The 22120-nt window shown below is 61.9% G+C and carries 23 protein-coding genes; 9 read left to right on the plus strand and 14 right to left on the minus strand.

All coding sequences use genetic code 11. The features are described from left to right. Window positions 1-34 precede the first annotated feature (34 nt). The 4 genes from spoT to QBK88_RS07140 all read right to left on the minus strand — a co-directional run bounded on the left by spoT (window position 35) and on the right by QBK88_RS07140 (window position 4139). The gene (gene spoT, locus QBK88_RS07125) at window positions 35-2143 is read right to left on the minus strand and encodes a bifunctional GTP diphosphokinase/guanosine-3',5'-bis pyrophosphate 3'-pyrophosphohydrolase (RefSeq protein WP_268147111.1); all 2109 of its coding nucleotides are present in this window, start codon (window positions 2141-2143) and stop codon (window positions 35-37) included. A 57-nt stretch (window positions 2144-2200) separates the two neighbouring features. Continuing rightward, window positions 2201-2464, minus strand: a complete 264-nt coding sequence (gene rpoZ, locus QBK88_RS07130; RefSeq protein ID WP_007921129.1) for a DNA-directed RNA polymerase subunit omega — start codon at window positions 2462-2464, stop codon at window positions 2201-2203. A 165-nt stretch (window positions 2465-2629) separates the two neighbouring features. Continuing rightward, window positions 2630-3262 (minus strand): guanylate kinase, encoded by a 633-nt coding sequence (gene gmk / locus QBK88_RS07135; protein WP_277961493.1) that lies wholly within the window; start codon window positions 3260-3262, stop codon window positions 2630-2632. 13 nt (window positions 3263-3275) lie between these two features. Then, window positions 3276-4139: a YicC/YloC family endoribonuclease gene (locus QBK88_RS07140; protein WP_277961494.1), complete on the minus strand. Its 864-nt coding sequence runs from the start codon at window positions 4137-4139 to the stop codon at window positions 3276-3278. A 242-nt stretch (window positions 4140-4381) separates the two neighbouring features. On the opposite strand from QBK88_RS07140, the gene rph reads away from it, so the two are divergent. Next, window positions 4382-5104, plus strand: coding sequence for a ribonuclease PH (gene rph / locus QBK88_RS07145; RefSeq protein ID WP_158152800.1), 723 nt, complete (start codon window positions 4382-4384; stop codon window positions 5102-5104). A gap of 95 nt (window positions 5105-5199) precedes the next feature. On the opposite strand, the gene QBK88_RS07150 is transcribed toward rph, so the two are convergent. After that, a complete protein-coding gene (locus tag QBK88_RS07150) occupies window positions 5200-5979 on the minus strand; it encodes an exodeoxyribonuclease III (RefSeq protein WP_008366828.1) in 780 nt (259 codons plus the stop codon). Window positions 5980-6061: 82 nt separating this feature from the next. Here QBK88_RS07150 and pyrE point away from each other — a divergent pair, with 82 nt between their 5' ends. Further along, window positions 6062-6703 (plus strand): orotate phosphoribosyltransferase, encoded by a 642-nt coding sequence (gene pyrE, locus QBK88_RS07155; RefSeq protein WP_277961495.1) that lies wholly within the window; start codon window positions 6062-6064, stop codon window positions 6701-6703. A 4-nt stretch (window positions 6704-6707) separates the two neighbouring features. After that, the gene (locus QBK88_RS07160) at window positions 6708-7313 is read left to right on the plus strand and encodes a DUF4124 domain-containing protein (RefSeq protein WP_445764902.1); all 606 of its coding nucleotides are present in this window, start codon (window positions 6708-6710) and stop codon (window positions 7311-7313) included. Window positions 7314-7361: 48 nt separating this feature from the next. Here the strand turns inward: QBK88_RS07160 and argB are convergent, their stop codons facing one another. From argB to coaBC, 4 genes are all read right to left on the minus strand, one after another. Then, window positions 7362-8267: an acetylglutamate kinase gene (gene argB / locus QBK88_RS07165; RefSeq protein ID WP_277961497.1), complete on the minus strand. Its 906-nt coding sequence runs from the start codon at window positions 8265-8267 to the stop codon at window positions 7362-7364. A 21-nt stretch (window positions 8268-8288) separates the two neighbouring features. Then, entirely contained in the window at window positions 8289-9686 is a 1398-nt protein-coding gene (gene algC, locus QBK88_RS07170; protein ID WP_277961512.1) for a phosphomannomutase/phosphoglucomutase, read from the minus strand. Between the two features lie 1210 nt (window positions 9687-10896). Further along, window positions 10897-11352 carry a dUTP diphosphatase gene (gene dut, locus QBK88_RS07175; RefSeq protein ID WP_158152803.1) on the minus strand — a complete coding sequence of 152 codons (456 nt, stop codon included), beginning with the start codon at window positions 11350-11352 and terminating at the stop codon, window positions 10897-10899. Window positions 11353-11354: 2 nt separating this feature from the next. Then, on the minus strand, window positions 11355-12563 hold the full coding sequence (gene coaBC, locus QBK88_RS07180) for a bifunctional phosphopantothenoylcysteine decarboxylase/phosphopantothenate--cysteine ligase CoaBC (protein WP_158152804.1): 1209 nt from the start codon (window positions 12561-12563) through the stop codon (window positions 11355-11357). A 132-nt stretch (window positions 12564-12695) separates the two neighbouring features. Between coaBC and radC the strand changes: the two genes are divergently transcribed. After that, entirely contained in the window at window positions 12696-13370 is a 675-nt protein-coding gene (gene radC / locus QBK88_RS07185; protein WP_277961498.1) for a RadC family protein, read from the plus strand. Between the two features lie 77 nt (window positions 13371-13447). On the opposite strand, the gene QBK88_RS07190 is transcribed toward radC, so the two are convergent. The 4 genes from QBK88_RS07190 to QBK88_RS07205 all read right to left on the minus strand — a co-directional run bounded on the left by QBK88_RS07190 (window position 13448) and on the right by QBK88_RS07205 (window position 17983). Next, a complete protein-coding gene (locus tag QBK88_RS07190) occupies window positions 13448-13738 on the minus strand; it encodes a type II toxin-antitoxin system RelE/ParE family toxin (protein ID WP_277961499.1) in 291 nt (96 codons plus the stop codon). Next, entirely contained in the window at window positions 13701-13964 is a 264-nt protein-coding gene (locus QBK88_RS07195) for a ribbon-helix-helix protein, CopG family (RefSeq protein ID WP_277961500.1), read from the minus strand. The genes QBK88_RS07190 and QBK88_RS07195 overlap by 38 nt, the downstream gene beginning before the upstream one ends. A gap of 111 nt (window positions 13965-14075) precedes the next feature. Continuing rightward, entirely contained in the window at window positions 14076-16226 is a 2151-nt protein-coding gene (locus tag QBK88_RS07200) for a methyl-accepting chemotaxis protein (protein ID WP_277961501.1), read from the minus strand. A gap of 167 nt (window positions 16227-16393) precedes the next feature. After that, on the minus strand, window positions 16394-17983 hold the full coding sequence (locus tag QBK88_RS07205; RefSeq protein ID WP_277961502.1) for an ABC transporter substrate-binding protein: 1590 nt from the start codon (window positions 17981-17983) through the stop codon (window positions 16394-16396). Window positions 17984-18357: 374 nt separating this feature from the next. Here QBK88_RS07205 and rpmB point away from each other — a divergent pair, with 374 nt between their 5' ends. Both rpmB and rpmG read left to right on the plus strand, forming a co-directional pair. Beyond that, on the plus strand, window positions 18358-18594 hold the full coding sequence (gene rpmB / locus QBK88_RS07210; RefSeq protein ID WP_008366806.1) for a 50S ribosomal protein L28: 237 nt from the start codon (window positions 18358-18360) through the stop codon (window positions 18592-18594). Window positions 18595-18606: 12 nt separating this feature from the next. After that, entirely contained in the window at window positions 18607-18762 is a 156-nt protein-coding gene (rpmG, locus tag QBK88_RS07215) for a 50S ribosomal protein L33 (protein ID WP_003177274.1), read from the plus strand. A 68-nt stretch (window positions 18763-18830) separates the two neighbouring features. On the opposite strand, the gene QBK88_RS07220 is transcribed toward rpmG, so the two are convergent. After that, entirely contained in the window at window positions 18831-19034 is a 204-nt protein-coding gene (locus QBK88_RS07220; protein ID WP_277961503.1) for an I78 family peptidase inhibitor, read from the minus strand. A 338-nt stretch (window positions 19035-19372) separates the two neighbouring features. Between QBK88_RS07220 and QBK88_RS07225 the strand changes: the two genes are divergently transcribed. The 3 genes from QBK88_RS07225 to QBK88_RS07235 all read left to right on the plus strand — a co-directional run bounded on the left by QBK88_RS07225 (window position 19373) and on the right by QBK88_RS07235 (window position 21857). Continuing rightward, window positions 19373-19954 (plus strand): alpha/beta hydrolase, encoded by a 582-nt coding sequence (locus QBK88_RS07225; protein WP_277961504.1) that lies wholly within the window; start codon window positions 19373-19375, stop codon window positions 19952-19954. Window positions 19955-19964: 10 nt separating this feature from the next. Then, window positions 19965-20915, plus strand: a complete 951-nt coding sequence (locus QBK88_RS07230; protein ID WP_277961505.1) for a sigma 54-interacting transcriptional regulator — start codon at window positions 19965-19967, stop codon at window positions 20913-20915. Window positions 20916-21074: 159 nt separating this feature from the next. After that, entirely contained in the window at window positions 21075-21857 is a 783-nt protein-coding gene (locus QBK88_RS07235) for a MetQ/NlpA family ABC transporter substrate-binding protein (protein ID WP_277961506.1), read from the plus strand. Window positions 21858-22120 lie beyond the last annotated feature (263 nt).

A 22120-nucleotide genomic window follows, 5' to 3' on the forward strand; every position in this document is an offset into this window, starting at 1 on the left:
ATGACTCCTTGGCAGAGAGGTGAAGGCAGTGGCCCTACGCGCGCATCCGGGTAATGCGGATGACGCCGGTCAGTGCCCGCAGTTTCTTGATCACGCGAGCCAGGTGCACGCGGTCGTGAACGCTGACGACCAGTTGAACCACGCTGATGCGGCCGTCGCGCTCGTCCATGCTGATCTTCTCGATGTTGCCATCGGCGGCGTTGACGCTGCTGGCCAGCAGAGCGATGAGCCCGCGCTGATGTTCGAGCTCCACGCGCAGCTCGACATTGAATTCGCCCGTGACATCCTTGGCCCAGGAAAGCTGGATACATTTTTCCGGGTTGTGGCGGATTTCACTGATGTTGCGGCAGTTTTCCAGGTGCACCACCATGCCTTTGCCGGCGGACAAGTGTCCCACGATCGGGTCGCCCGGAATCGGCGTGCAGCACTTGGCGTAGCTGAGCACCAGGCCCTCGGTACCGCGAATGGCCAGCGGGCCTTCGGGGCTCGGCAGTTGCTCGCCTTCAGTGGCCAGCAGGCGCCGCGCCACCACGTAGGCCATGCGGTTGCCCAGGCCGATGTCCTCGAGCAGGTCTTCGATCTGCTCCAGCCGGTACTCGGTGAGCATGGCCTGCACGCGCTCGGCGGGAATGCGTTCAAGCGCGCTGTCGAAGCCGTTGAGCACCTTGTTCAGCAGGCGTTCGCCCAGGCTGATCGACTCGGAACGGCGCTGCAGCTTGAGCGCATGGCGGATGTGAGTGCGCGCTTTGCCGGTGACCACGAAGTTGAGCCAGGCCGGGTTCGGTCGGGCGCCGGGAGCGCTGACGATTTCCACCGTGGAGCCGCTCTGCAGGGGTTCGGACAGCGGTGCCAGGCGGCGGTTGATGCGGCAGGCAATACAGCTGTTGCCCACGTCGGTGTGCACCGCATAGGCGAAGTCGACCGCCGTGGAGCCCTTTGGCAGCTCCATGATGCGGCCCTTGGGCGTGAACACGTAGACCTCGTCCGGGAACAGGTCGATCTTCACGCTTTCGATGAATTCCAGGGAGTTGCCGGCGCGTTGCTGCATTTCCAGCACGCCCTTGACCCACTGGCGGGCCCGGGCATGGGTGCCCTTGGGCTGTTCGTCGTCACTGGACTTGTACAGCCAGTGAGCGGCGATACCGTTGTTGGCCATCTCTTCCATTTCGCGGGTGCGGATCTGGATTTCGATAGGCACGCCGTGCATGCCGAACAGCGTGGTATGCAGCGACTGGTAGCCGTTGGCCTTGGGAATCGCGATGTAGTCCTTGAAGCGGCCCGGCAGTGGCTTGTACAGATTGTGCACGGCGCCCAGCACCCGGTAGCAGGTATCGACCTTGTCCACCACGATGCGGAAGGCATACACGTCCATGATCTCGTTGAAGGCACGGCGCTTGCCGCGCATCTTCTTGTAGATGCCGTAGATGTGTTTCTGGCGGCCGCTGACATCGCCTTCGATACCGTCCACGGCCAGGCAATGGGCCAGGGACTGCTCGATCTTCTGGACGATTTCCTTGCGGTTGCCACGGGCGCGCTTGACCGCCTGGAAGATGCGCGCCGAGCGCATCGGGTACATGGCCTTGAAGCCCAGGTCCTCGAATTCCACGCGCACGTTGTGCATGCCCAGCCGGTTGGCGATGGGCGCGTAGATCTCCAGGGTTTCCTTGGCGATGCGCCGGCGTTTCTCACCGGACAGTACTTCCAGGGTGCGCATGTTGTGCAGGCGGTCGGCGAGCTTGACCAGGATCACGCGGATGTCGCGTGCCATGGCCATGGCCATCTTCTGGAAGTTCTCGGCCTGGGCCTCGGCCTTGGTCTCGAAGTTCATCTGGGTCAGCTTGCTGACCCCGTCGACCAGTTCGGCCACGGTTTCGCCAAACTGCGAACAGAGCGCTTCCTTGGCAATGCCCGTGTCTTCGATCACGTCATGAAGCATGGCCGCCATCAGGCTCTGATGGTCCATGTGCATGTCGGCGAGGATATTGGCCACCGCCAGCGGATGCGTGACGTATGGCTCGCCGCTACGGCGGCGCTGGCCGTCGTGGGCTTGTTCGGCGTAGAAATACGCCCGGCGAACCAGGTTCACCTGGTCGGCGCCGAGGTAGGTCGACAAGCGATCGGCGAGGGCGTCTATGCTCGGCATGATGACTCCTGCCGAAGGCTGTATTCCCGCGCCGTACTACGTCGACCAGGCATAGGCTTAGACGGCCTCGTTGGACTCGTCCTCGAACGCTGCGAACAGCGGTTCGTCTTCAACGATTTCAGCTTCTGCGATAGCGGCATAGTCGATCAGGCCTTCGGCGATCTCGCGCAGGGCTACGACGGTGGGCTTGTCATTTTCCCACGCCACTTTCGGCTCTTTGCCGCCGGTTGCCAGTTGACGGGCACGCTTGGTAGAGAGCATGACCAGCTCAAAACGGTTATCCACGTGTTCTAGGCAGTCTTCAACGGTTACGCGGGCCATGGTCTTCCTCGTAGCAAATGCAGTATGCGCGCAGCCCGGATGGGCGAGCGGACTCGATAGTTTAAAAAATCACCAGCGTTTAGGGAAGCGCTGATTTTCAAACAGGCTGTCCAGCCGCTGCGCAGACACCTCAACGGTAACCTATCGCAGCGCGGAAAGCTTCATTTAAGCCAGTAATTGGCTCAATAGTTCGGTGAACCGACCTTGCTGCTGGTCGAGTTGCAGCTTGTTGGCGCGGAAAATCGCCTTCAGGTCTTCAAGCGCGGTGGCGAAGTCATCGTTGATCACCACGAAGTCGTATTCGTTGTAGTGGCTCATTTCGCTGACGGCTTCGCGCATGCGCCCGTCGATGATCTCGTCGCTGTCCTGGCCGCGGTTGGTCAGGCGCTGGCGCAGGGCCTGCTGGGTCGGCGGCAGAATGAAGATGGAGCGGGCGGCCGGCATCAGCTTGCGCACCTGCTGGGCGCCTTGCCAATCGATCTCCAGGATCAGGTCGTGACCTTCGTCCAGCGTGCGCTGCAGGGCGCTCCGGGAGGTGCCATAGAGGTTGCCGAACACTTCGGCCTGCTCCAGGAAATCACCATGTTCGATCATGCGCACGAACTCGGCGCGGTCGACGAAGTGGTAATTCACGCCATCCGCTTCACCGGGGCGCATGGCGCGGGTGGTGTGGGATATCGAAAGGCGGATGCTCGGTTGCGTTTCGGACTGAGTATCCATCAAGGCCTTGACCAGGCTGGTCTTGCCTGCGCCCGAAGGGGCGGAAACGATATAAAGGGTGCCGGTGCTGTGGTTCATTCTGCGGTTTGCCTTACTCAATATTCTGCACTTGTTCACGCATCTGCTCGATCAACACCTTGAGGTTGACCGCAGCCTGGGTGCTGCGCGGGTCGAAGGCCTTGGAGCCCAGTGTATTCGCTTCGCGGTTGAGTTCCTGCATCAGGAAGTCCAGGCGCCGGCCCGCCGCGCCGCCGGTTTTCAGTACCCGGCGCACCTCGGTGACGTGGGTGCTCAGACGATCGAGTTCCTCGGCCACGTCGCTCTTCTGGGCCAGCAGCACCATTTCCTGCTCCAGGCGCTGGGGGTCCAGTTCAGCCTGCATGTCGGCAAAGCGGTCGAGGATCTTCTGGCGTTGCACGCCGAGCATGTGCGGCACCTGGGCACGCAGCGTCTTGACTTCTTCGCTCATGGCGTCGAGGCGGGCGTTGATCAGCCGGGCCAGTTCGGCGCCTTCGCGGTCGCGACCGGCCTTCAGCTCTTTCAGGGCCTCGTTGAACAGCTCGATGGCTTCCTGGTTCAGGGCCTGCGGGTCGGCGGCGTCAGCCACCAGCACGCCGGGCCAGGCCAGCACTTCCAGAGGGTTGAGCGCGGCGGGCTGCTTGATCAGGCTGGCGACGGTCTCGGCGGCGGCCACCAGTTGCGCGGCGCGCTCGCGGTCAACCTGCAGCGGCTTGCCGCTGGTGACTTCGCAAAAGCGCAGGGTGCATTCCACCTTGCCACGGGAAATACCCTGGCGCAGCGCTTCGCGCACGGCGATTTCAAGGTCGCGGAAAGCCTCCGGCAGACGCAGGTGCGGTTCCAGGTAGCGATGGTTGACCGAGCGCAGCTCCCAACTGAGGGTCCCCTGGGTGCCCGCCCTTTCGACGCGGGCGAAGGCGGTCATGCTGTGCACCATGGGAGTACCTCGCAGAGTGGGATAAGAGCCGGATGGCTGCAAAGGCGCAGGATTGTAGCGCACCGGCAGGCCGGCGCCCAAACCATTGCTGTTACAGCATGTCGACCGTTGGGCTGAAAATTGTTTCCCCAGGGCCGCCTCTCCGGCTCGGGCCGGCCGCGGCATGCACGCAACTCGGGCATTAAATGATCACAGGTCTTATACTGCTCGGCAGTTTTCGTTCCTCAGTACAGGTATCCCAGATGAAACGTCCAAGTGGTCGCGCTGCCGATCAGCTCCGCTCGATCCGCATCACCCGCAACTACACCAAGCACGCCGAAGGGTCTGTACTGGTCGAGTTCGGTGACACCAAGGTGATCTGCACCGTCAGCGTCGAAAATGGCGTGCCGCGCTTCCTCAAGGGCCAGGGCCAAGGCTGGCTGACCGCCGAATACGGCATGCTGCCGCGCGCCACCGGCGAGCGTAACCAGCGTGAAGCGAGCAAAGGCAAGCAGGGCGGCCGTACCCTGGAAATCCAGCGCCTGATCGGCCGTTCGCTGCGTGCCGCCCTGGACATGTCCAAGCTGGGCGACATTACCCTGTACGTCGACTGCGACGTGATCCAGGCTGACGGCGGCACCCGTACCGCGTCCATCACCGGCGCCATGGTGGCCCTGGTCGACGCGCTGAAAGTAGTCAAGAAGCGTGGCGGCCTGAAAGGCGGCGACCCGCTCAAGCACATGATCTCCGCCGTGTCGGTAGGCATGTACCAGGGCGAGCCGGTCCTGGACCTGGACTACCTGGAAGACTCGGCTGCCGAGACCGACCTGAACGTGGTGATGACCAGCACCGGTGGTTTCATCGAAGTGCAGGGCACGGCCGAAGGCGCGCCGTTCCAGCCTGAAGAGCTCAATGCCATGCTGGCGCTGGCGCAGAAAGGCATGGTTGACCTGTTCGAGCTGCAAAAAGCTGCCCTGGCTGACTAACGAGGCTGTTGGGGCGTCGTCCCCCGCACCGCGCCGTATCAGGCACACGTAAAAAAGCCGACCTCGAAGGGTCGGCTTTTTTGTACCTCGGCCGTTCAGATGGTCAAGGTCCAGTCATAGTCCACGATGAACGGGGCATGCTGGGAGAAGCGCGGCTGGCGTGGCAGGCGTGCGCTGCGCACGAAGCGCCGCAGGCCTGGGGTCAGCAGCTGGTAGTCGAACCGCCAGCCCAGGTTGAGCATCTCGGCCTGTTCGTTGTCCGGCCACCAGCTGTACTGGTCGCCTTCGCGGCTGACTTCGCGCAGGGCATCGACATAACCCATGTTGCCGACAATCTCGTCCATCCAGGCCCGCTCGGGCGCCAGGAAACCGGGGGATTGCTGGCTGTCGCGCCAATTCTTGATGTCCAGCTTCTGCTGCGCCACATACAGCGAGCCGCAGTAGATGTACTCGCGGCGCTTGCGGCGCTGCTTGTCCAGGTACTTGCCGAAGTCGTCCATCAACTTGAATTTCTGGTTCAAGTCTTCATCGCCATTCTGGCCCGAAGGCAACAGCAGGGTGGCGATGCTCAATTTGTCGAAGTCTGCTTGCAGGTAGCGCCCGTAGCGGTCGGCTGTCTCGAAGCCGAGGCCGCTGATTACCGCCTTGGGTTGCAACCGCGAGTAAAGTGCCACGCCACCTTGGGTGGGTACTTCGGCATCGCAGGCATAAAGGAAGTAGCCATCCAGTTGGAAGGCTGGGTCGTCCAGTTCAAAGGCGGAGGCACGAGTATCCTGCAGGCAGATGACGTCAGCATTCTGTGCTTGCAGCCAACTGAGCAAACCGCGCTCGACTGCCGCATGAATACCATTAACGTTCACACTGATGATCCGCATAAATGGCCCCAAAAATCTCGTGCGTGTATGATACCCGAGCTCCACTCATTTAGCTAAAGCCGTGGTATTCGGGACTTTTTTCATGCACGCCTATCAACGCGACTTCATTCGTTTTGCCATCGATCGCGGGGTACTGCGTTTCGGTGAGTTCACCCTGAAATCCGGGCGCACCAGTCCTTATTTCTTCAATGCCGGCCTGTTCAACACCGGCACCGCCCTGGCCCAGCTGGGTAAATACTATGCCGCGGCCGTGGTTGAAAGCGGCATCGCCTTCGACGTGCTGTTCGGCCCGGCCTACAAGGGTATCCCGCTGGCAGCCGCCACCGCGGTGCAACTGGCCGAGCATCACGGCATCGATATTCCGTGGTGCTTCAACCGCAAGGAAGCCAAGGACCACGGCGAAGGTGGCAGCCTGGTGGGCTCGCCGCTGGAAGGCGATATCCTGATCATCGACGACGTGATCACCGCCGGCACCGCTATTCGCGAAGTCATGCAGATCATCACTGCCCAGAAAGCCAAGGCAGCGGGCGTGTTGATCGCCCTGAACCGTCAGGAACGTGGCAATGGCGAGCTGTCGGCCATTCAGGAAGTGGAGCGTGACTTCGGTATTCCGGTGGTCAGCATCGTTTCCCTGGACCAGGTACTGGAGTTCCTGGCCGACGACGCCGAGCTCAAGCAGCACCTGCCGGCCGTTCAGGCCTACCGCGCCCAGTACGGTATCTGACTGGGTGACTGGCGTGCGGGCCTGCGCCGCGCTCTGCCTGCTCGCGGTGCTGTGGTGCCCGTTGGCAAGTGCGGCGGATGCCCCGCCGCCGCTGGTGTTCTACCGCTACGTCGACAGCCATGGGGTGACCGTCCTGGACCGCCAGGGCGTACCGCCGGAGTACGTGGGCAAGGGCTATGAAGTGCTCAATGCCCAAGGCAGGGTGGTACAGACCGTGCCGCCAGCGCCCAGCGCCGACGAGATTCGCCAGCAGCAGGCAGCCAGCGCCCGCGCGGCTGCCGATGCACAGTTGCTGCACCTTTATCCTTCCCTGGATGAGCTTGACCGTGCCCGTAGCCACCGGCTGGCGGAAGTCGACGGCCTGGTGGCGCTTGCCAATGGCAACCTGCAGACCTTGCAGGGCCAGCAGAACACCTTTCAGGCACAGGCGGCCGAACTGCAGCGCAACGGGCATGTGGTGCCTCAGCAATTGCTGGATCAGATCAAGGGGCTGCAGGCCCAGCAGGCCGATGTGAAGGCGCGAATAGTCAACTATCAGGCTATTCGTCAGCAGGTGGACCAGCAATTTGCCCAGGACCGGGCGAGGGTGCAGACGCTGCTGGGCGACTGAAGCACCGGGTTCATTGGCCCCTGCAGGGGCCAATTAACCCTGGGCAGGTCAGTGACGCTTGCGGTTGCTGATCATGGTACCCATGCCGATGTCGGTGAAGATCTCCAGCAGCACGGCGTTCGGCACGCGGCCGTCGATGATGTGCGAGCTGGTCACGCCACCTTGCACCGCTTCCAGCGCACAGCGGATCTTGGGCAGCATGCCGCCGTAGATAGTGCCGTCGGCGATCAGGGCGTTGACCTGCTCGGTGTTCAGGCCGGTCAGCACGTTGCCTTCCTTGTCCATCAGGCCGGCGATGTTGGTCAGCAGCATCAGTTTCTCGGCCTTCAGGGCCTCGGCAACCTTGCCCGCCACCAGGTCGGCGTTGATGTTGTAGGACTCACCGTCCGGGCCCACGCCAATCGGCGCGATCACCGGAATGAAGTCACCCCTGACCAGCATGTTCAGCAGGTCGGTGTTCACACCCACCACTTCGCCCACATGGCCAATGTCGATGATTTCCGGCTTGGTCATTTCCGGCGTCTGGCGGCTGACCTGCAGTTTCTTGGCGCGAATCAGCTCCGCGTCCTTGCCGGTCAGGCCAATGGCGCTGCCGCCATGGCGGTTGATCAGGTTGACGATATCCTTGTTCACCTGGCCCCCCAGCACCATTTCCACCACGTCCATGGTCTGGGCATCGGTGACGCGCATGCCGTCGATGAACTCGCTCTTGATCGACAGGCGATTGAGCAAGTCACCGATCTGCGGGCCACCGCCGTGCACGACCACCGGGTTGATGCCCACCGCCTTCATCAGCACGATGTCACGGGCAAAGCCGGTCTTGAGCTCTTCGCTCTCCATGGCGTTGCCGCCGTACTTGATCACCAGCGTCTTGCCGACAAAGCGGCGGATGTAAGGCAACGCTTCGGACAGTACCTTGGCGACGTTAGTAGCGGCATCACGTTCGAGGGTCATGCAGGGCTCCAGTGAAACGAATCAGAACGGTAGTTGGAGATCAGGGGCGATTTTCTTCAGTTCTGCGCGGAAAACGTTCTGGATGCGCTCGAGTTCCGCCTGGTCGTCGGCCTCGAAACGCAGCACCAGCACAGGCGTGGTATTGGAGGCGCGTACGAGCCCCCAGCCCTTGGGATAGTCCACCCGCACACCGTCGATGGTGGTCAGGCTGGCTTCGCCCCATTGTGCGTCGCGTTGCAGAGCATCAATGATGCTGAATTTACCCTCGTCGGTCACATGTATATTGATTTCGGGGGTAGAAATATCGTTCGGGAAGGCAGCGAACAGGTCTTCGGCGCTGTCTATTTCCTGGCTGAGGATCTCCAGCAGGCGCGCGGCGCTGTAAATGCCGTCGTCAAAACCGAACCAGCGTTCCTTGAAGAAGATGTGCCCGCTCATCTCGCCAGCCAGCAGCGCGCCGCTGATCTTCATCTGTTTCTTGATCAGCGAGTGCCCCGTTTTCCACATGACCGGGCGGCCACCGTAGCCGGTGATCAGAGGGGTCAGGCGGCGCGTGCATTTGACGTCGAAAATAATGTCGGCGCCAGGGTTGCGCGACACCACGTCCTTGGCGAACAGCATCAGTAGGCGGTCGGGGAATACCACGTTGCCCTTGTTGGTCACCACGCCCACGCGGTCACCGTCGCCATCGAAGGCCAGGCCCAGGTCCGCGTTGGTTTCCTTGACCTTGGCGATCAGGTCTTCAAGGTTTTCCAGCTTGCCCGGGTCCGGGTGGTGGTTGGGGAAGTTGCCGTCGACGTCGCAGAACAGCGGAATCACTTCGCAACCCAGGGCTTCGATCAGCTGCGGGGCGATCACGCCAGCCGCGCCGTTGCCACAGTCCACCACGACTTTCAGTTTCTTGGCCAGGACGATGTCGTCCTTGATCTGCTTGAAGTAGCGATCCAGGATCTCGACTTTCTCGATGGTGCCCTTGCCACTCGCCAGGTCGTTGTTCTTCAGGCGGTCGTGCAGGGCCTGGATTTGCTCGTTGGCCAGCGTGTCGCCAGCGATGACGATCTTGAAGCCGTTGTAGTCCCGAGGGTTGTGGCTGCCGGTCAGCATCACACCCGACTTCCCGGCCAGCACGTTGGCGGCGTAGTACAGCGCGGGTGTCGGCACCAGGCCGACATCGCTGACATGGCAGCCGCAATCGGCGATGCCCTGGATCAGTTGCTGCACCAGCACTGGGCCGGACAGGCGGCCGTCACGGCCAACGGCAACATGCGGCTCGCCCTGGGCGAGGCTTTGCGAGCCAATGGCACGGCCGATCCAATAGGCGGTCTCGGCGGTCAAGGTGTCGCCGAAAACCCCACGGATGTCGTAGGCGCGAAAGATGCTATCGGGAAACTGGGGTGCGACGTGCGCTTGGCTGTTCATAGCGTTGAGGTGCTCCATTCTCAGGGGGTCCTGATCGTCGTCGGGGATAGCGATATCGAGTGTGTCGGTATCTTGATGCAACGATCCTGCCGGGCCGAACACCGCTTTCCCGGCCAGGGGTGCTACACGGCCAAGGCTCTGTGCCGCGACAGCCGGGCTGTCATGCCGGTTGCCCTGCAACGACAGCCTGGCAAGGCTCGCGGCCACGATATTGAGCTCCGGCAGGCTCAAACTGAAGGCTTTGACGGCTTTTCCGCCCGAGAGTTCTTGTATCAGTTGGGACAATTGTCGGGCATCGGCCGCCAACTGTGTGCGCAGGCGACGTGCCAGCATGGAAAGCGCCAGCCATGCGCCACCAATGGCCACCAGTAGTGCCAGCACCCAGCAGAGCAGGCTGCGCCACTGCAACGGGGGTTTGAACAGGGTGCCCGGGGTGAGGGTCAGCGTCCAGTTTCCCGCATGCACCGGGTAATGCTGGTCCAGTACACCCACGCCGGTCTTGAACAGCGTCTGGGCAGGGCCCTGGTCGAATTGCTGCTCCAGTACCCATTCACCGGCGTCGGCCGGCAGGGCGCTGAATTCCGAGGTCACGCGCCCGAGGTCGAAGCTTAGCAGCAGGGTGCCCAGAATGCTGGAGTCGGTGGCGTCACGCACGGGCGCAAGGCTGTAGACCAGCCAACGGTCACCGACCTTCTGTGCCTGCAGGGGCGGGGTATTACCTGATTCAGCCTGGCGGATGAGATCCAGGGTGACAAAATTGATCGGTGAAGGGCGGTCACTGTCCAGTGCGGCCTGGCCTTTGCCCACGGCGTAGGCGTCGACCAGGCCAGGCAGGTAACCCAAGGCCACCACCAGGTTCGTGGCGTGGGCCGGGTTCTGCACCAGTTGCAGCACCTGCTGCTGGTGGGCTGCGCTGTCGGTCTCGGCGGCCAGCACGGCGATGTGCTTGTGCAGCACCTGGCCCTCGCTGTTGGCCGAAGCCTGGGCCACCGAGCGGTAGACGGCGTCGGGGGAGGGGCTGGGCAGCCCCAGGCCGACGAGCACGGTCGCCACGGCCAAGGCCATGCCGGCGACCCAGAGGGCGGCACGAACCTGGGGCGTGCTTGTCTCGGTAGCGCCGACACGGCCGCTTGCTGTGAAGTCGTTCACCGCGCATCTCCCTTTGACGGTCGGCTACCGGCGCCGCCCCTTGGCTGTCATTCCAGCGTAGTCAATGGCTGCCCGAGTGGCCGAACCCCCCAGCACCGCGCTGGGTTTCGTCGAATGTATCGACCAGTTCGAAGTGCGCTTGAACCACTGGTACCAACACCAGTTGCGCGATGCGTTCGCCGATGGCGATGTTGAAGGCCGTCTGGCCGCGGTTCCAGCACGACACCATCAGTTCGCCCTGGTAGTCGGAGTCGATCAGGCCCACCAGGTTGCCCAGCACGATGCCGTGTTTGTGGCCCAGGCCGGAGCGCGGCAGGATCAGCGCAGCCAGGCCCGGGTCGCCGACGTAGATGGACAGGCCGGTGGGAATGAGGATGGTCTGGCCCGGCTCCAGGACGGTGTCTTCCTTGAGCATGGCACGCAGGTCCAGGCCGGCGGAGCCTGGGGTGGCGTACTGGGGCAGGGGGAATTCGCTGCCGATGCGGGGGTCGAGGATCTTGGCTTGCAAAGCGTGCATGGTTAAACCTGGTCTAGCCGTTGGGCGATAAAGGAAACGATCTGGCGGGCGATCTTGCCCTTGCTGGTCTGGGTGAACACCGTGGTGTTGAGCCCGCGGTCAATCAGGCTGACCGCATTTTCCTCGCTGTTGAAGCCGATGCTGGGGTTGGCCACGTCATTGGCGACAATCAGGTCGAGGTTCTTGTCCTTGAGTTTGCGTGCCGCGTAATCGAGCAGGTGCTCGGTCTCGGCGGCGAAGCCGACGCTGAACGGGCGGTCGGGACGCGTGGCGATAGTGGCCAGGATGTCCGGGTTGCGCACCATTTGCAGGAGAAGGCCGTCGCCGTTTGTAGGGTCTTTCTTCAGTTTCTGTGGGGCGACGACTTCCGGACGGTAGTCGGCCACGGCGGCCGAAGCAATGAACACGTCACAGGGGGTCGCGGCCTCGCAGGCGGCCAGCATGTCGCGGGCACTGACCACATCAATGCGCTGCACGCGGTCTGGCGTGGGCAGATGCACCGGGCCACTGATCAGGGTCACGCGGGCGCCGGCTTCCACCGCGGCTTCCGCCAGGGCAAAGCCCATTTTCCCGGAGCTGTGGTTGGTGATGTAGCGCACCGGGTCGATGTTTTCCTGGGTCGGGCCGGCGGTGATCACCACGTGCTTGCCGGTCAGCGACTGGCGCTGGAAGCAGTCGGCGGCGCATTGGGCCAGCTCGGTGGCCTCCAGCATGCGGCCCAGGCCGATGTCACCGCAGGCCTGGCTGCCGGCTGCGGGGCCGAACACCTTCATGTCGCGGCTTTGCAGCAGGTGCAGGTTGGCCTGGGTGGCCGGGTCGCGCCACATGGCCTGGTTCATGGCCGGGGCCAGCGCCACGGTGGCATCCGTGGCCAGCACCAGGGTGGTCAGCAGGTCGTTGGCCAAGCCCTGGGCCAGGCGCGCGATCAGGTCGGCGGTAGCCGGGGCGATCAGCACCAGGTCGGCCCACTTGGCCAGCTCGATATGGCCCATGGCGGCTTCGGCGGCCGGGTCCAGCAGGTCCAGGTGCACAGGGTGGCCCGACAGAGCCTGCATGGTCAGCGGGGTGATGAATTCAGCGCCGCCGCGGGTCATGACCACGCGCACTTCGGCGCCCTGGTCCAGAAGCCTGCGAACCAGCTCGGCGCTCTTGTAGGCGGCGATGCCGCCGCCGACGCCCAGAACGATGCGTTTTCGATACAGCCGCTGCATAGGCCTGCCTTCAGATCCAGTGATGACGCTCGGTGATGGCACCTCCCCGGGCCGGCTCACCGTGCAAAAAAGATGGGCTAAGATAGCACAGCGCTCATTGGGGAGCAGCGAGCACACTGGCAGGGAGCCGCTATGAGTATTCAAAATTGGCCGGTAGCCGAACGGCCTCGGGAAAAGCTGTTGAGGCAAGGTGCGGCAAGCCTTTCGGATGCGGAGTTGCTGGCCATTTTTCTGCGCACGGGGGTTCCTGGCAAGTCGGCCGTGGATCTGGCGCGCGAACTGATCAGCCGCTTTGGTAGTTTGCGCGAGCTGGTTGCGGCGGACCAAGCCGCTTTCAGTGAGCAGGCGGGGTTAGGTCCGGCAAAATTCGCTCAATTGCAGGCGGTGATGGAGATGGGGCGTCGTCACCTGGCGGAGCAGTTGTACAAGGAGCCTTCCCTGGAGAGTCCAGGCGCCGTGCGTGATTATCTCAAGGCGGTCCTGCGTCATGAGGCTCGTGAGGTGTTTGGGTGCTTGTTTCTGGACACCAAGCATCGTCCGCTGGGATTCGAGATTCTTTTTCAAGGCTCGATCGACAGCGCGAGCGTCTATCCCAGGGAAGTGATCAAGCGCGCATTGGCCCGCAACGCGGCGGCGTTGATTCTTGCCCATAACCACCCTTCCGGAAACCCGCATCCCAGCCAGGCGGACCGGGTACTTACCAAGCGGCTCAAGGAGTCGCTGGAATACGTTGAGGTGCGCGTGCTGGACCACTTTATCGTGGGGGAGGGGGAGCCATTGTCGATGGTGGAATATGGATGGCTCTGACCTGATTCAAGTCGGGTCGTCATGCCGCGATAGGCACGGCACCTGCCGCAGTCGCAAAGCTGCGCTGCGGCGGGTGATTACCAGTCTTCCGGGCGTTCAGCGTGCTGATGCAGGATTCGATAGATCAGCAACTTATTGCCTTTGACCGTGTAAACCGCACGGTAAGGGTATTTCGAAAAGATCAACTCCCTGCAATCGGGAATATCAGAAGGCCTGCCAAGCTGCGGGAAGGCGTCCAGGGTGCTGAGTGCTTCCAGTACGCTGAAAGCGACTGCTTCCGCTCTTTCATTGCCAATCAAGCGAGCGTAATGCTCGAAAATTCCGTCGAGGTCACTTTCCGCTTTGCTGGTCAATGCGATTTTTGGCACGCGCTTCCCACTTAGCCTTCACGGCATCCAATTCGATTAGGTTGCCTGCTTCAGCATCGGCGATACCTTCAGCCACTGCGCGAAAATGCCAGGACTCTGTCTCGATATATCGCTCCAATGCCCGTTTCAGGTGGTATTGGCGGTCCCGGTCGGTCGCCTCGGCTAATTGATCGAGCTGGCTGATCAGCTCGGATTCCACTCGGAAAGACAGGACAGGTGAGGCCATGGTAGCACTCCAGATCGTTGCGTATACGTTGTCTACAATGTAGACAGTAGGCATTGATGTCCAGGGTGTCAACCGTTGCTGGCCATTTCAGAAAAAGGCATTGAACTCATCTCAAGCAGCACCTGCCGTCACCTCGAACTGCCCCACCAACTGCTGCAACTTGCTCGCATTGTGTTTCACCCGCTCGGCGCTGTTCTGCAACACCACCACGGTCTGGCGCATGTCGCCGCTGGCCTGGTCGACCTGTTTGATGGTCTGCCCGCAGTCCAGGCTCTTTTCGTTCAGCTGCTGGATGATGCCGAACAGGTTGTCCACCGCTTCATGCAACTGCACATTCTCCGAGGAGGCGCTTTCGGCCAGGCGCAGGCTTTCGTCGACGTTCTGCACGCCGCCCTCCATGAAGGCCACGGCGTTGCGGGTCTCGCTTTGCAGGCCTTCGACCATGGTGCGGATCTGCGCGGCGGCCTGGGCAGTGCGGCTGGCCAGAGTGCGGACTTCGTCGGCGACCACGGCGAAGCCGCGGCCGTTCTCCCCGGCGCGGGCGGCTTCGATGGCGGCATTCAGGGCCAGCAGGTTGGTCTGGTTGGTGATGTCGGTGATCAGCCCGGTAAAGGTGCCAATCTCGCTCATGCGCTTGTCCAGTTCCTGCACGCTGGTGGCCGAGCGCTGCACCACGTCGCGGATTGACTGGGTGCCGGCCTGCACCGAGGCAAATTGTTCCTGGGCGCGCAGGACGACTTCGTCCATGGCTTGCTTCATTTGCTCGGCGGTCAGGGAGGCTTGCTGGATCTCGCCAAGCTGGCCCTCGACGATGATCATCATGCGGTGGATGGCCTGCGCCACATCGTTGGAGGTCTGGCCAGCGATGCGGCTTTTGCCCAGCATCATTTCGTTGGTCTGCCCCACCGAGTGGGAGGCGGCGATGACCTGGCCGACCACCGCGTCGAGGTTGTCAATGAAGCTGTTGATCCAGCGGCTCATGTCCCCGGTTTCATCATTGGCCATGGTCGCGGTGTCCAGGCGCTGGCGCAGGTTGCCTTCGCCCTCGGCGATGGTGCGGATCACGTCGGTCATGGCTTCCAGTCGGGCGGCCAGGCGCTTGGGCCCCAGGGCGCTGAACAGCAGGCCGGCGATGAGGATGCTGAACACCTGGATGAGGTCGATGAAGGTCTGGTCCAGGCCGCTGTAATGCTGCACGCCGAAGTTGCAGGCGAACAGCCCGGCCATGGTCACCAGGTAGGGCTTCATCAACCCGTGGGTCAGGGAGCGGCGGCGGTAGACCTCTTCCAGGTCGGCCTCGCACATCATGCCCCAGCGGTCCGGGGAGCCCGGTAATTGAAAGGTCACGCCCTTGCCGACCACCGGAATGTGGCGGTAATCGGAGTAGCCGGGGTAGGTGACGAACAGGTTGCTGCCCGCACGCATGGTTTCGCGGATGCCAGGGTGCAGTTGCCCGGTGGCCGGGTCGGTGAAGCGCAGCTCGAGTTCGGTATGGCGCTGCACGCGGACCACACCGAAGGCGGTGTTGACCCCGCCCTTGAGGTTGTCGCCGTGGGTGAAGGCGTTGTCCTCGAAGCGTGAGCGCGAAAGGGCGGTGCCAGGGGCCACCGCGGCGTCGAACCGCGATTGGGCCATGAACAGGTAGTTGTCCCCCGATTCCGGGAAGATGTGCCCGGCTTCGCGCTGAATCAGGTCGCCCAGCACGTCATTGGGTACACGACCGCACAGGCAGCCGTGGGGTTTGCCATCATGCGTGAGCGGCTGGTAGAACATCAGCGTCACTTCATCGTGGAAGCGCGACGTGGAAGGGCCGATCTGCAGCGTCAGCGGGTCAACGTACGGGCCGTGCAGGAAAGGGGCTTTCAGACCTTCCTTGAGTGCCGCCGGATTCACTTGGCGGCCCTGCGCGGCGCCGTTGAAGGTGCTGGCCAGCAACTGGCCTTGCGGGTCGACCACGAACAACTCGGAAAAGCAGGGAGCCTGGCGCAGCTTGTCAGCCAGCAGCCCGGCATCCAGGCCACCGGCTTCACGCGCCAGGATGGCCGCCAGTTCCGCCAGGTGCTGCCATTGCTCATTGGCCCAGGCATGCAGCAGCTTGACCCGGGTATCGGCGATGGCCTCGAAAGTCTTCTCCAGGGTAGGCGCGGCATGCCGGTTCCAGTGGCAGGCCCAGCGCATGGCCAGCTTGCCGGTCTTGCCGAACCAGGGCAGCCAGCGGCGTTCGGCGGGGGAGAGCTGCATCGAGTCGCTACGCAGGGGCATTGGCCATTCCTTACTTTGACTACAAAGGATGAGTCAGTAGTAGCAATTTGCCTGCCATGACGTTCACGGGTATTTCGACGGCGTTTATGGACGATCGTAGCGGTTTTTTCGCCCCTGAAACGTGCAGGGCCGCGATGCGGCCCTGACTTGGTGCAGTTGCAAGGCGGTTATTGGCCCACTGTGACCTTCGAGAAGTCCTGCCGCCCGAATGGGCTCACCTGGTAGCCCTTGACGTTGTCACGGGCGAGCACGGCGGCGGTAGGGTGCGCCAGCGGCACCCACAGGGCCTGCTCCTGAATTTGCTGCTGGGCCTGCAGGTATAGCCTGCTGCGTACCCCTTGGTCGCCAGTGGTCTTGCCGGCAGTGATCAGCTTGTCCAGCGCCGGGTCGCAGTAGCGGGCGAAGTTGGTGCCTGACTGCACGGCCGCGCAGGAAAATTGCGCGGTCAGGAAGTTGTCCGGGTCGCCGTTGTCGCCAGCCCAGCCCATGAACAGCAGATCGTGCTCACCGGCCTTGGCGCGACGAATCAGCTCGCCCCACTCGATCACGCGGATCTCGGCCTTGATGCCCACCTTGCCCAGGTCCGCCTGGAGCATCTGTGCACCCAGGCTGGGGTTGGGGTTGAGCAGGCTGCCGGACGGGCGGGTCCAGATAGTGGTGCTGAAACCGTCTTTCAGGCCTGCCTTGGCCAACAGTTCGCGCGCCTTGGCCGGGTCGTAGTTGTAGCCAGGCAGGTCCTTGGCGTAGCTCCAGGTGTTGGGCGGGTAGGGGCCGTTGGCGGCCACCGCGGTGCCTTCGAACACTGCCTTGAGGTAGCTGGCCTTGTCGAACGCCAGGTTGATGGCTTGGCGCACCTGAGGCTTGTCCAGCGGCGGGTGCTGGCTGTTGATGGCCACGAAGGCGGTCATGAACGCTGGCGTCTTGATCACCTGCAGCGAACTGTCCTTGCTGGCTTCATCCACATCCAGCGGCTTGGGAGACAGGGCTATCTGGCATTCGTTGCGCTTGAGTTTCTGCAAGCGCACGGTGGTGTCGCCGGTGATGGCGAACAGCAATGGGTCCACCGCAGGCTTGCCGCGGAAGTAGGTGGGGTTGGCGCGGTAGCGCACCACGGCGTCTTTCTGGAAACGGCCGAAGACGAAGGGGCCGGTGCCGATGGGTTGGCTGTTGAGCTTGTCCTGGGTGTTGGCGCGCAGCAACTGGTCAGCGTATTCGGCGGAGTAGATCGAGGCGAAGCCCATGGTCAGGGTGGCCAGAAAGGTGGAGTCGGCATGGGCCAGGGTGAAGCGCACGGTCAGTGGGTCCACGGCCTCGACTTTCTTGATCAGGCTGGGCAGTTGCATGGACTGGGCGTGGGGAAAGCCGCTCTGGGCAATCTTGTGCCAGGGGTTGTCCTCATCCAGCATGCGTCGGAAGCTGAACACCACATCGTCGGCCGTCAGGTCGCGGCTGGGGTTGAAGTATTCGGTCTTGTGGAATTTCACCCCGGGGTGCAGCTTGAACTCGTAGGTCAGGCCGTCGGCTGACAACGTCCAGCTGTCGGCCAGGCTCGGCACCACCTTGGCCTTGGCGGTATCGTAGTCCACCAGGGTGTTCATCAGCACATCGGCGGAAGCGTTGGTGGTGGTCAGCGAATTGTATTGCACCACGTCGAAACCTTCGGGGCTGGCTTCGGTGCACACGGTCAACGGTGCCGCCTGGGCCAGCAACGGGGTGAAGAGAGGAGCGAGCAGCAGCGGCAAAGTCGCTAGACGCATGGGTGAGTTCCTTGGCTGATTGATGGCCCATCTGCCAGTGCAGTCTGGATAAAGTTCCTACCCTAGAGATCCGCGGGGCAATTGACTATCCAAATTTTCGCCGATGGCACGACGAGCGGTCGCCCGCCAGCGCACCCCGTAACGGCGGCCTTTGGGCCTGCGGAACGGCGGCGGATGAAAATTGAAAGTGAGGTCATGGTTGTTGCCCGCAGGTCTTTCTGGTATAAAGCAGCGCTCTTTTCTAGGGGCCCGGATCCTTCGCCTGCGAGCGAGGCTGGTAAGACCCCTGAAGAAACGCGGCGCCTGGCGCCAAGACTGAGAGATAAGCGGCCAACCCATGCCGGGTTGGGCATGTGGTTTTAGAGGGCTGAGGCATGTCGAGAGTCTGTCAAGTTACCGGTAAGGGTCCGGTAACCGGGAATAACATTTCCCACGCAAACAACAAAACCCGTCGTCGTTTCCTGCCGAACCTGCAGCATCACCGCTTCTGGGTCGAGTCCGAGAAGCGTTTCGTGCGTCTGCGCGTATCCGCCAAAGGCATGCGTATCATCGACAAGCGTGGCATTGATGTCGTGCTGGCCGAAATCCGCGCTGCTGGCGCCAAGGTCTAAGGGAGCAAAATCATGCGTGAATTGATTCGTTTGATTTCGAGTGCCGGTACTGGTCACTTCTACACTACCGACAAGAACAAGCGCACCACCCCGGACAAAATCGAGATCAAGAAATATGATCCGGTTGTTCGCAAGCACGTGATCTACAAGGAAGGCAAAATCAAGTAATTGATTTTCGCCCGACAAAAAAAGGCCCGTATCTCACGATACGGGCCTTTTTTTTGCTCAGCGTTGGGTCAGCCGAACGTGAATGCCTCGATGGTGCCGGTGGCGTTGGCGACGATATGGACGCGGTTCAGGTCATATTCCCTGGTCGACATTTCGTTTGGGCCGACGACACGAGCACGCTCGGTCAGTTGGGTGATCTGGGCTTTTACGCCGGGCTCATACTGAGTACCGACCAGGTGAGCGATTGCAGCGATTACTTGATCATTGGTCATGATTAAACGTTCCTTGTAAGGGTGATTGTCCGAAGTGGACAGCCCGATGATGTCGGATCCGACCCACACCTATTCAGCAGGTATCTCTCCCCGTGGCAGCGGTCGCTGGCCGCGTCCAAGCAACACCTGGTCTGCGAAGCGGCAGCCTGAAGGCACAGGGCAAGGCGCCGTCAAATCTATACATGAGAATGATTATAATTTAGATTGTTGGGAATCCGGCCTTAAGCGGCCCAGTTATATGGTTATAAGTTATTAATAAATAGCTTCTTATTCCTTAACGGATATATGACCGACCCTTATACTGAACCCCACGCAAAATGATGCAGGAGGCGTATTCCATGCGCAGTGAATCGATCCGCTATCTGATAGTCCCAGGCTGGCAGGGCTCGCCCGAGGACCATTGGCAAACACATTGGCAGAACAGCCTGCCCAACAGTGCGCGGGTCGAGCAACTGGACTGGTTCGCCCCTCAGCGCGAGGCCTGGGTCGGTGCGCTGGAACAAGCGGTCAACGCTGATGACACGCCCGCCATCCTGATCGCCCATAGCCTGGGCTGTGTGACCGTGGCCCACTGGGCTGAGCACGCGCCACTGGCATCGCTACGCAAGGTGCGTGGAGCGCTGCTGGTGGCCCCTGCCGATGTCGAGCGGCCGGCCTGCTCGCCCGCATTGCGCAATTTCGCACCTGTCCCGCGTCACCTGTTGCCTTTTCCCAGCCAGATCGTCAGTTCCGACAACGACCCGGCCGTCAGTGCCCCGCGTGCTCTGGAAATGGCCCGCGACTGGGGTAGCGAGGCCGGCCTCATCACCGGCGCCGGGCATATCAACGTCAAGTCCGGCCACCAGCGCTGGGAGCAGGGTTTCGCTTATCTGTACCGCTTGCAGGGTCGTATCGAGCAGCACGCCTTGCGTCGCGCATAAGGTTTTTTTCATGAGCCAGTCTGAACAATTCGGTCCGCCGTTGCTGACCTTTCCCGAAGCCGACAAGAGCCCGCTGAGCATCCGTGCCAAGGCGCTGGTATTCGTCGACCCGCGTTCCCGCCAATTGCGCGAGGACATGGAGCGGTTGGCCAGCCGTGCCTTACCGGTACTGATACGCGGCGAGACCGGCACCGGCAAGGAGTTGCTGGCGCGGCACATTCACCGTGCCAGCGACCGCGGCGGCCTGTTCGTGTCGGTCAATTGCGGGGCCATCAGCCCTACCTACGCTGATGCCGAGCTGTTCGGCCACACGGCGGGCGCCTACAGTGGTTCGGTCAGCAGCCGGGCCGGCTGGTTCGGTTCGGCCAACGGTGGCACCCTTTACCTGGATGAAATAGGTGACCTGCCGTTACCCATCCAGACCAAATTGCTGGCGGCGCTGGAAAACCATGAAGTGACCCGTGTGGGCGCGCAGCAGCCCAGCCCCGTGGATGTGCGCCTGGTGGCCGCGACCAGCATCGACCTGGCCCAGGCGGTAGCGGCGGGCAAGTTCAACGAGCGCCTGTTTCATTACCTCAGCGAGGGCCAGCTGGAGCTGCCTGCGTTGCGTGAACGGCCGGGCGATATCCTGTCGTTGGCCGAATATTTCGTCGGCATCTACAGCGTACGCCTGAACCTGCCCGTTCCGCTGATCAGCGAAAGTGCGCAGCTGGTTCTGGAGCGTCATGTCTGGCAGGGCAATACCCGGGAGCTTGAAAATGTCATCCATTTCGCGCTGCTGGTCAGCAGTGGTGATGAGATCCTGCCGGAACACTTGAACCTGCCGGCTATCGTCGACCCCCTGGCGGATATTGAACGCCAGATCCAGCTGCTGCTTGGCGAAGGCTCTGGCTCAAGCCTTCAGGGGCTGAAGGCGCTTGTGGAACGGACGGCGTTGCGCCTGGCGCAACACAAGGGCTGAGGCATGCATGAGGCGCGGACATGGCCATTGGCCGGAAAATGTTGAAAAGGGCATAAGCAGCGAAATAAAAGATATTGTCTTGGCATAAAGAATGTCGGTATCGTCCGCCTCCAAGCCAGCCAATCAAGCCGCTGGCACCTTATTGATCAAGGACATTGCATGAAAAAGGCTCTGCTGTTCACTGCCCTGGCCGCCGCCCTGACCATGGGTGTTGCCAACGCCAACGAGAAACTGGTGGTCGCTGCCACCCCGGTACCGCATGCCGAGATCCTGGAGCTGGTCAAGCCAACCCTGGCCAAGGAAGGCGTGGACCTGGAGATCAAGGTATTCACCGACTACGTGCAGCCCAACGTGCAGGTTGACCAGAAGCGTCTGGACGCCAACTACTTCCAGACCCTGCCATACCTGCAAAACTTCAACGACGGCAAGGGTACCCACCTGGTGACCGTGGTCGGCGTGCATGTTGAACCCTTCGGTGGCTACTCGAAAAAGATCAAGTCGCTGTCTGAGCTGAAGGACGGCGCCACCGTTGCCATTCCGAACGAAGGCAGCAACAGCGGCCGTGCACTGATCCTGCTGCAGAAAGCCGGCCTGATCACCCTGAAAGATCCGAAGAACGCCCTGGCTACCCCGAAAGACATCGCCGAGAACCCCAAGCATCTGAAGTTCAAGGAGCTGGAATCGGCCATGCTGCCACGCGCCCTGGACCAGGTTGACCTGGACATGATCAACACCAACTACGCCCTGGACGCCGGCCTGAACCCGGCCAAGGATGCTCTGGTGATCGAAGGCGCCGATTCGCCATACGTGAACTACCTGGTTGCCCGCCCGGACAACAAGGACAGCGACGCCATCAAGAAACTGGCCGCTGCCCTGACCAGCCCGGAAGTGAAGGAATTCATCGCCAAGAAGTACAACGGCGCGGTGTTGCCTGCGTTCTGATTCAGGCTGAAACAAAAACGCCGACGGCTTGCACAGCGTCGGCGTTTTTTATTGCCTGCTGATCAGCGCGGGGCTGCTACGGCGCGGCGCAACGCGGCCAGCAGCTTGATGAAATCCTGAGGGGCAGGCGGGGTCGACGTTTTGTTGGTCATCATGGGGCTTCCTTGGCGGTAGGCAGGTTGGGGGTTTCGAGTACGAACGTGCAGAAAAGATCCATCCTGCCTGCAAAACAGATGTTGGCGTTCGAGCGGGGTGCCCTGCCC

This window comes from Pseudomonas sp. RIT-To-2, from assembly GCF_029623465.1.
Taxonomy (GTDB): Bacteria; Pseudomonadota; Gammaproteobacteria; order Pseudomonadales; family Pseudomonadaceae; genus Aquipseudomonas; species Aquipseudomonas silvicola.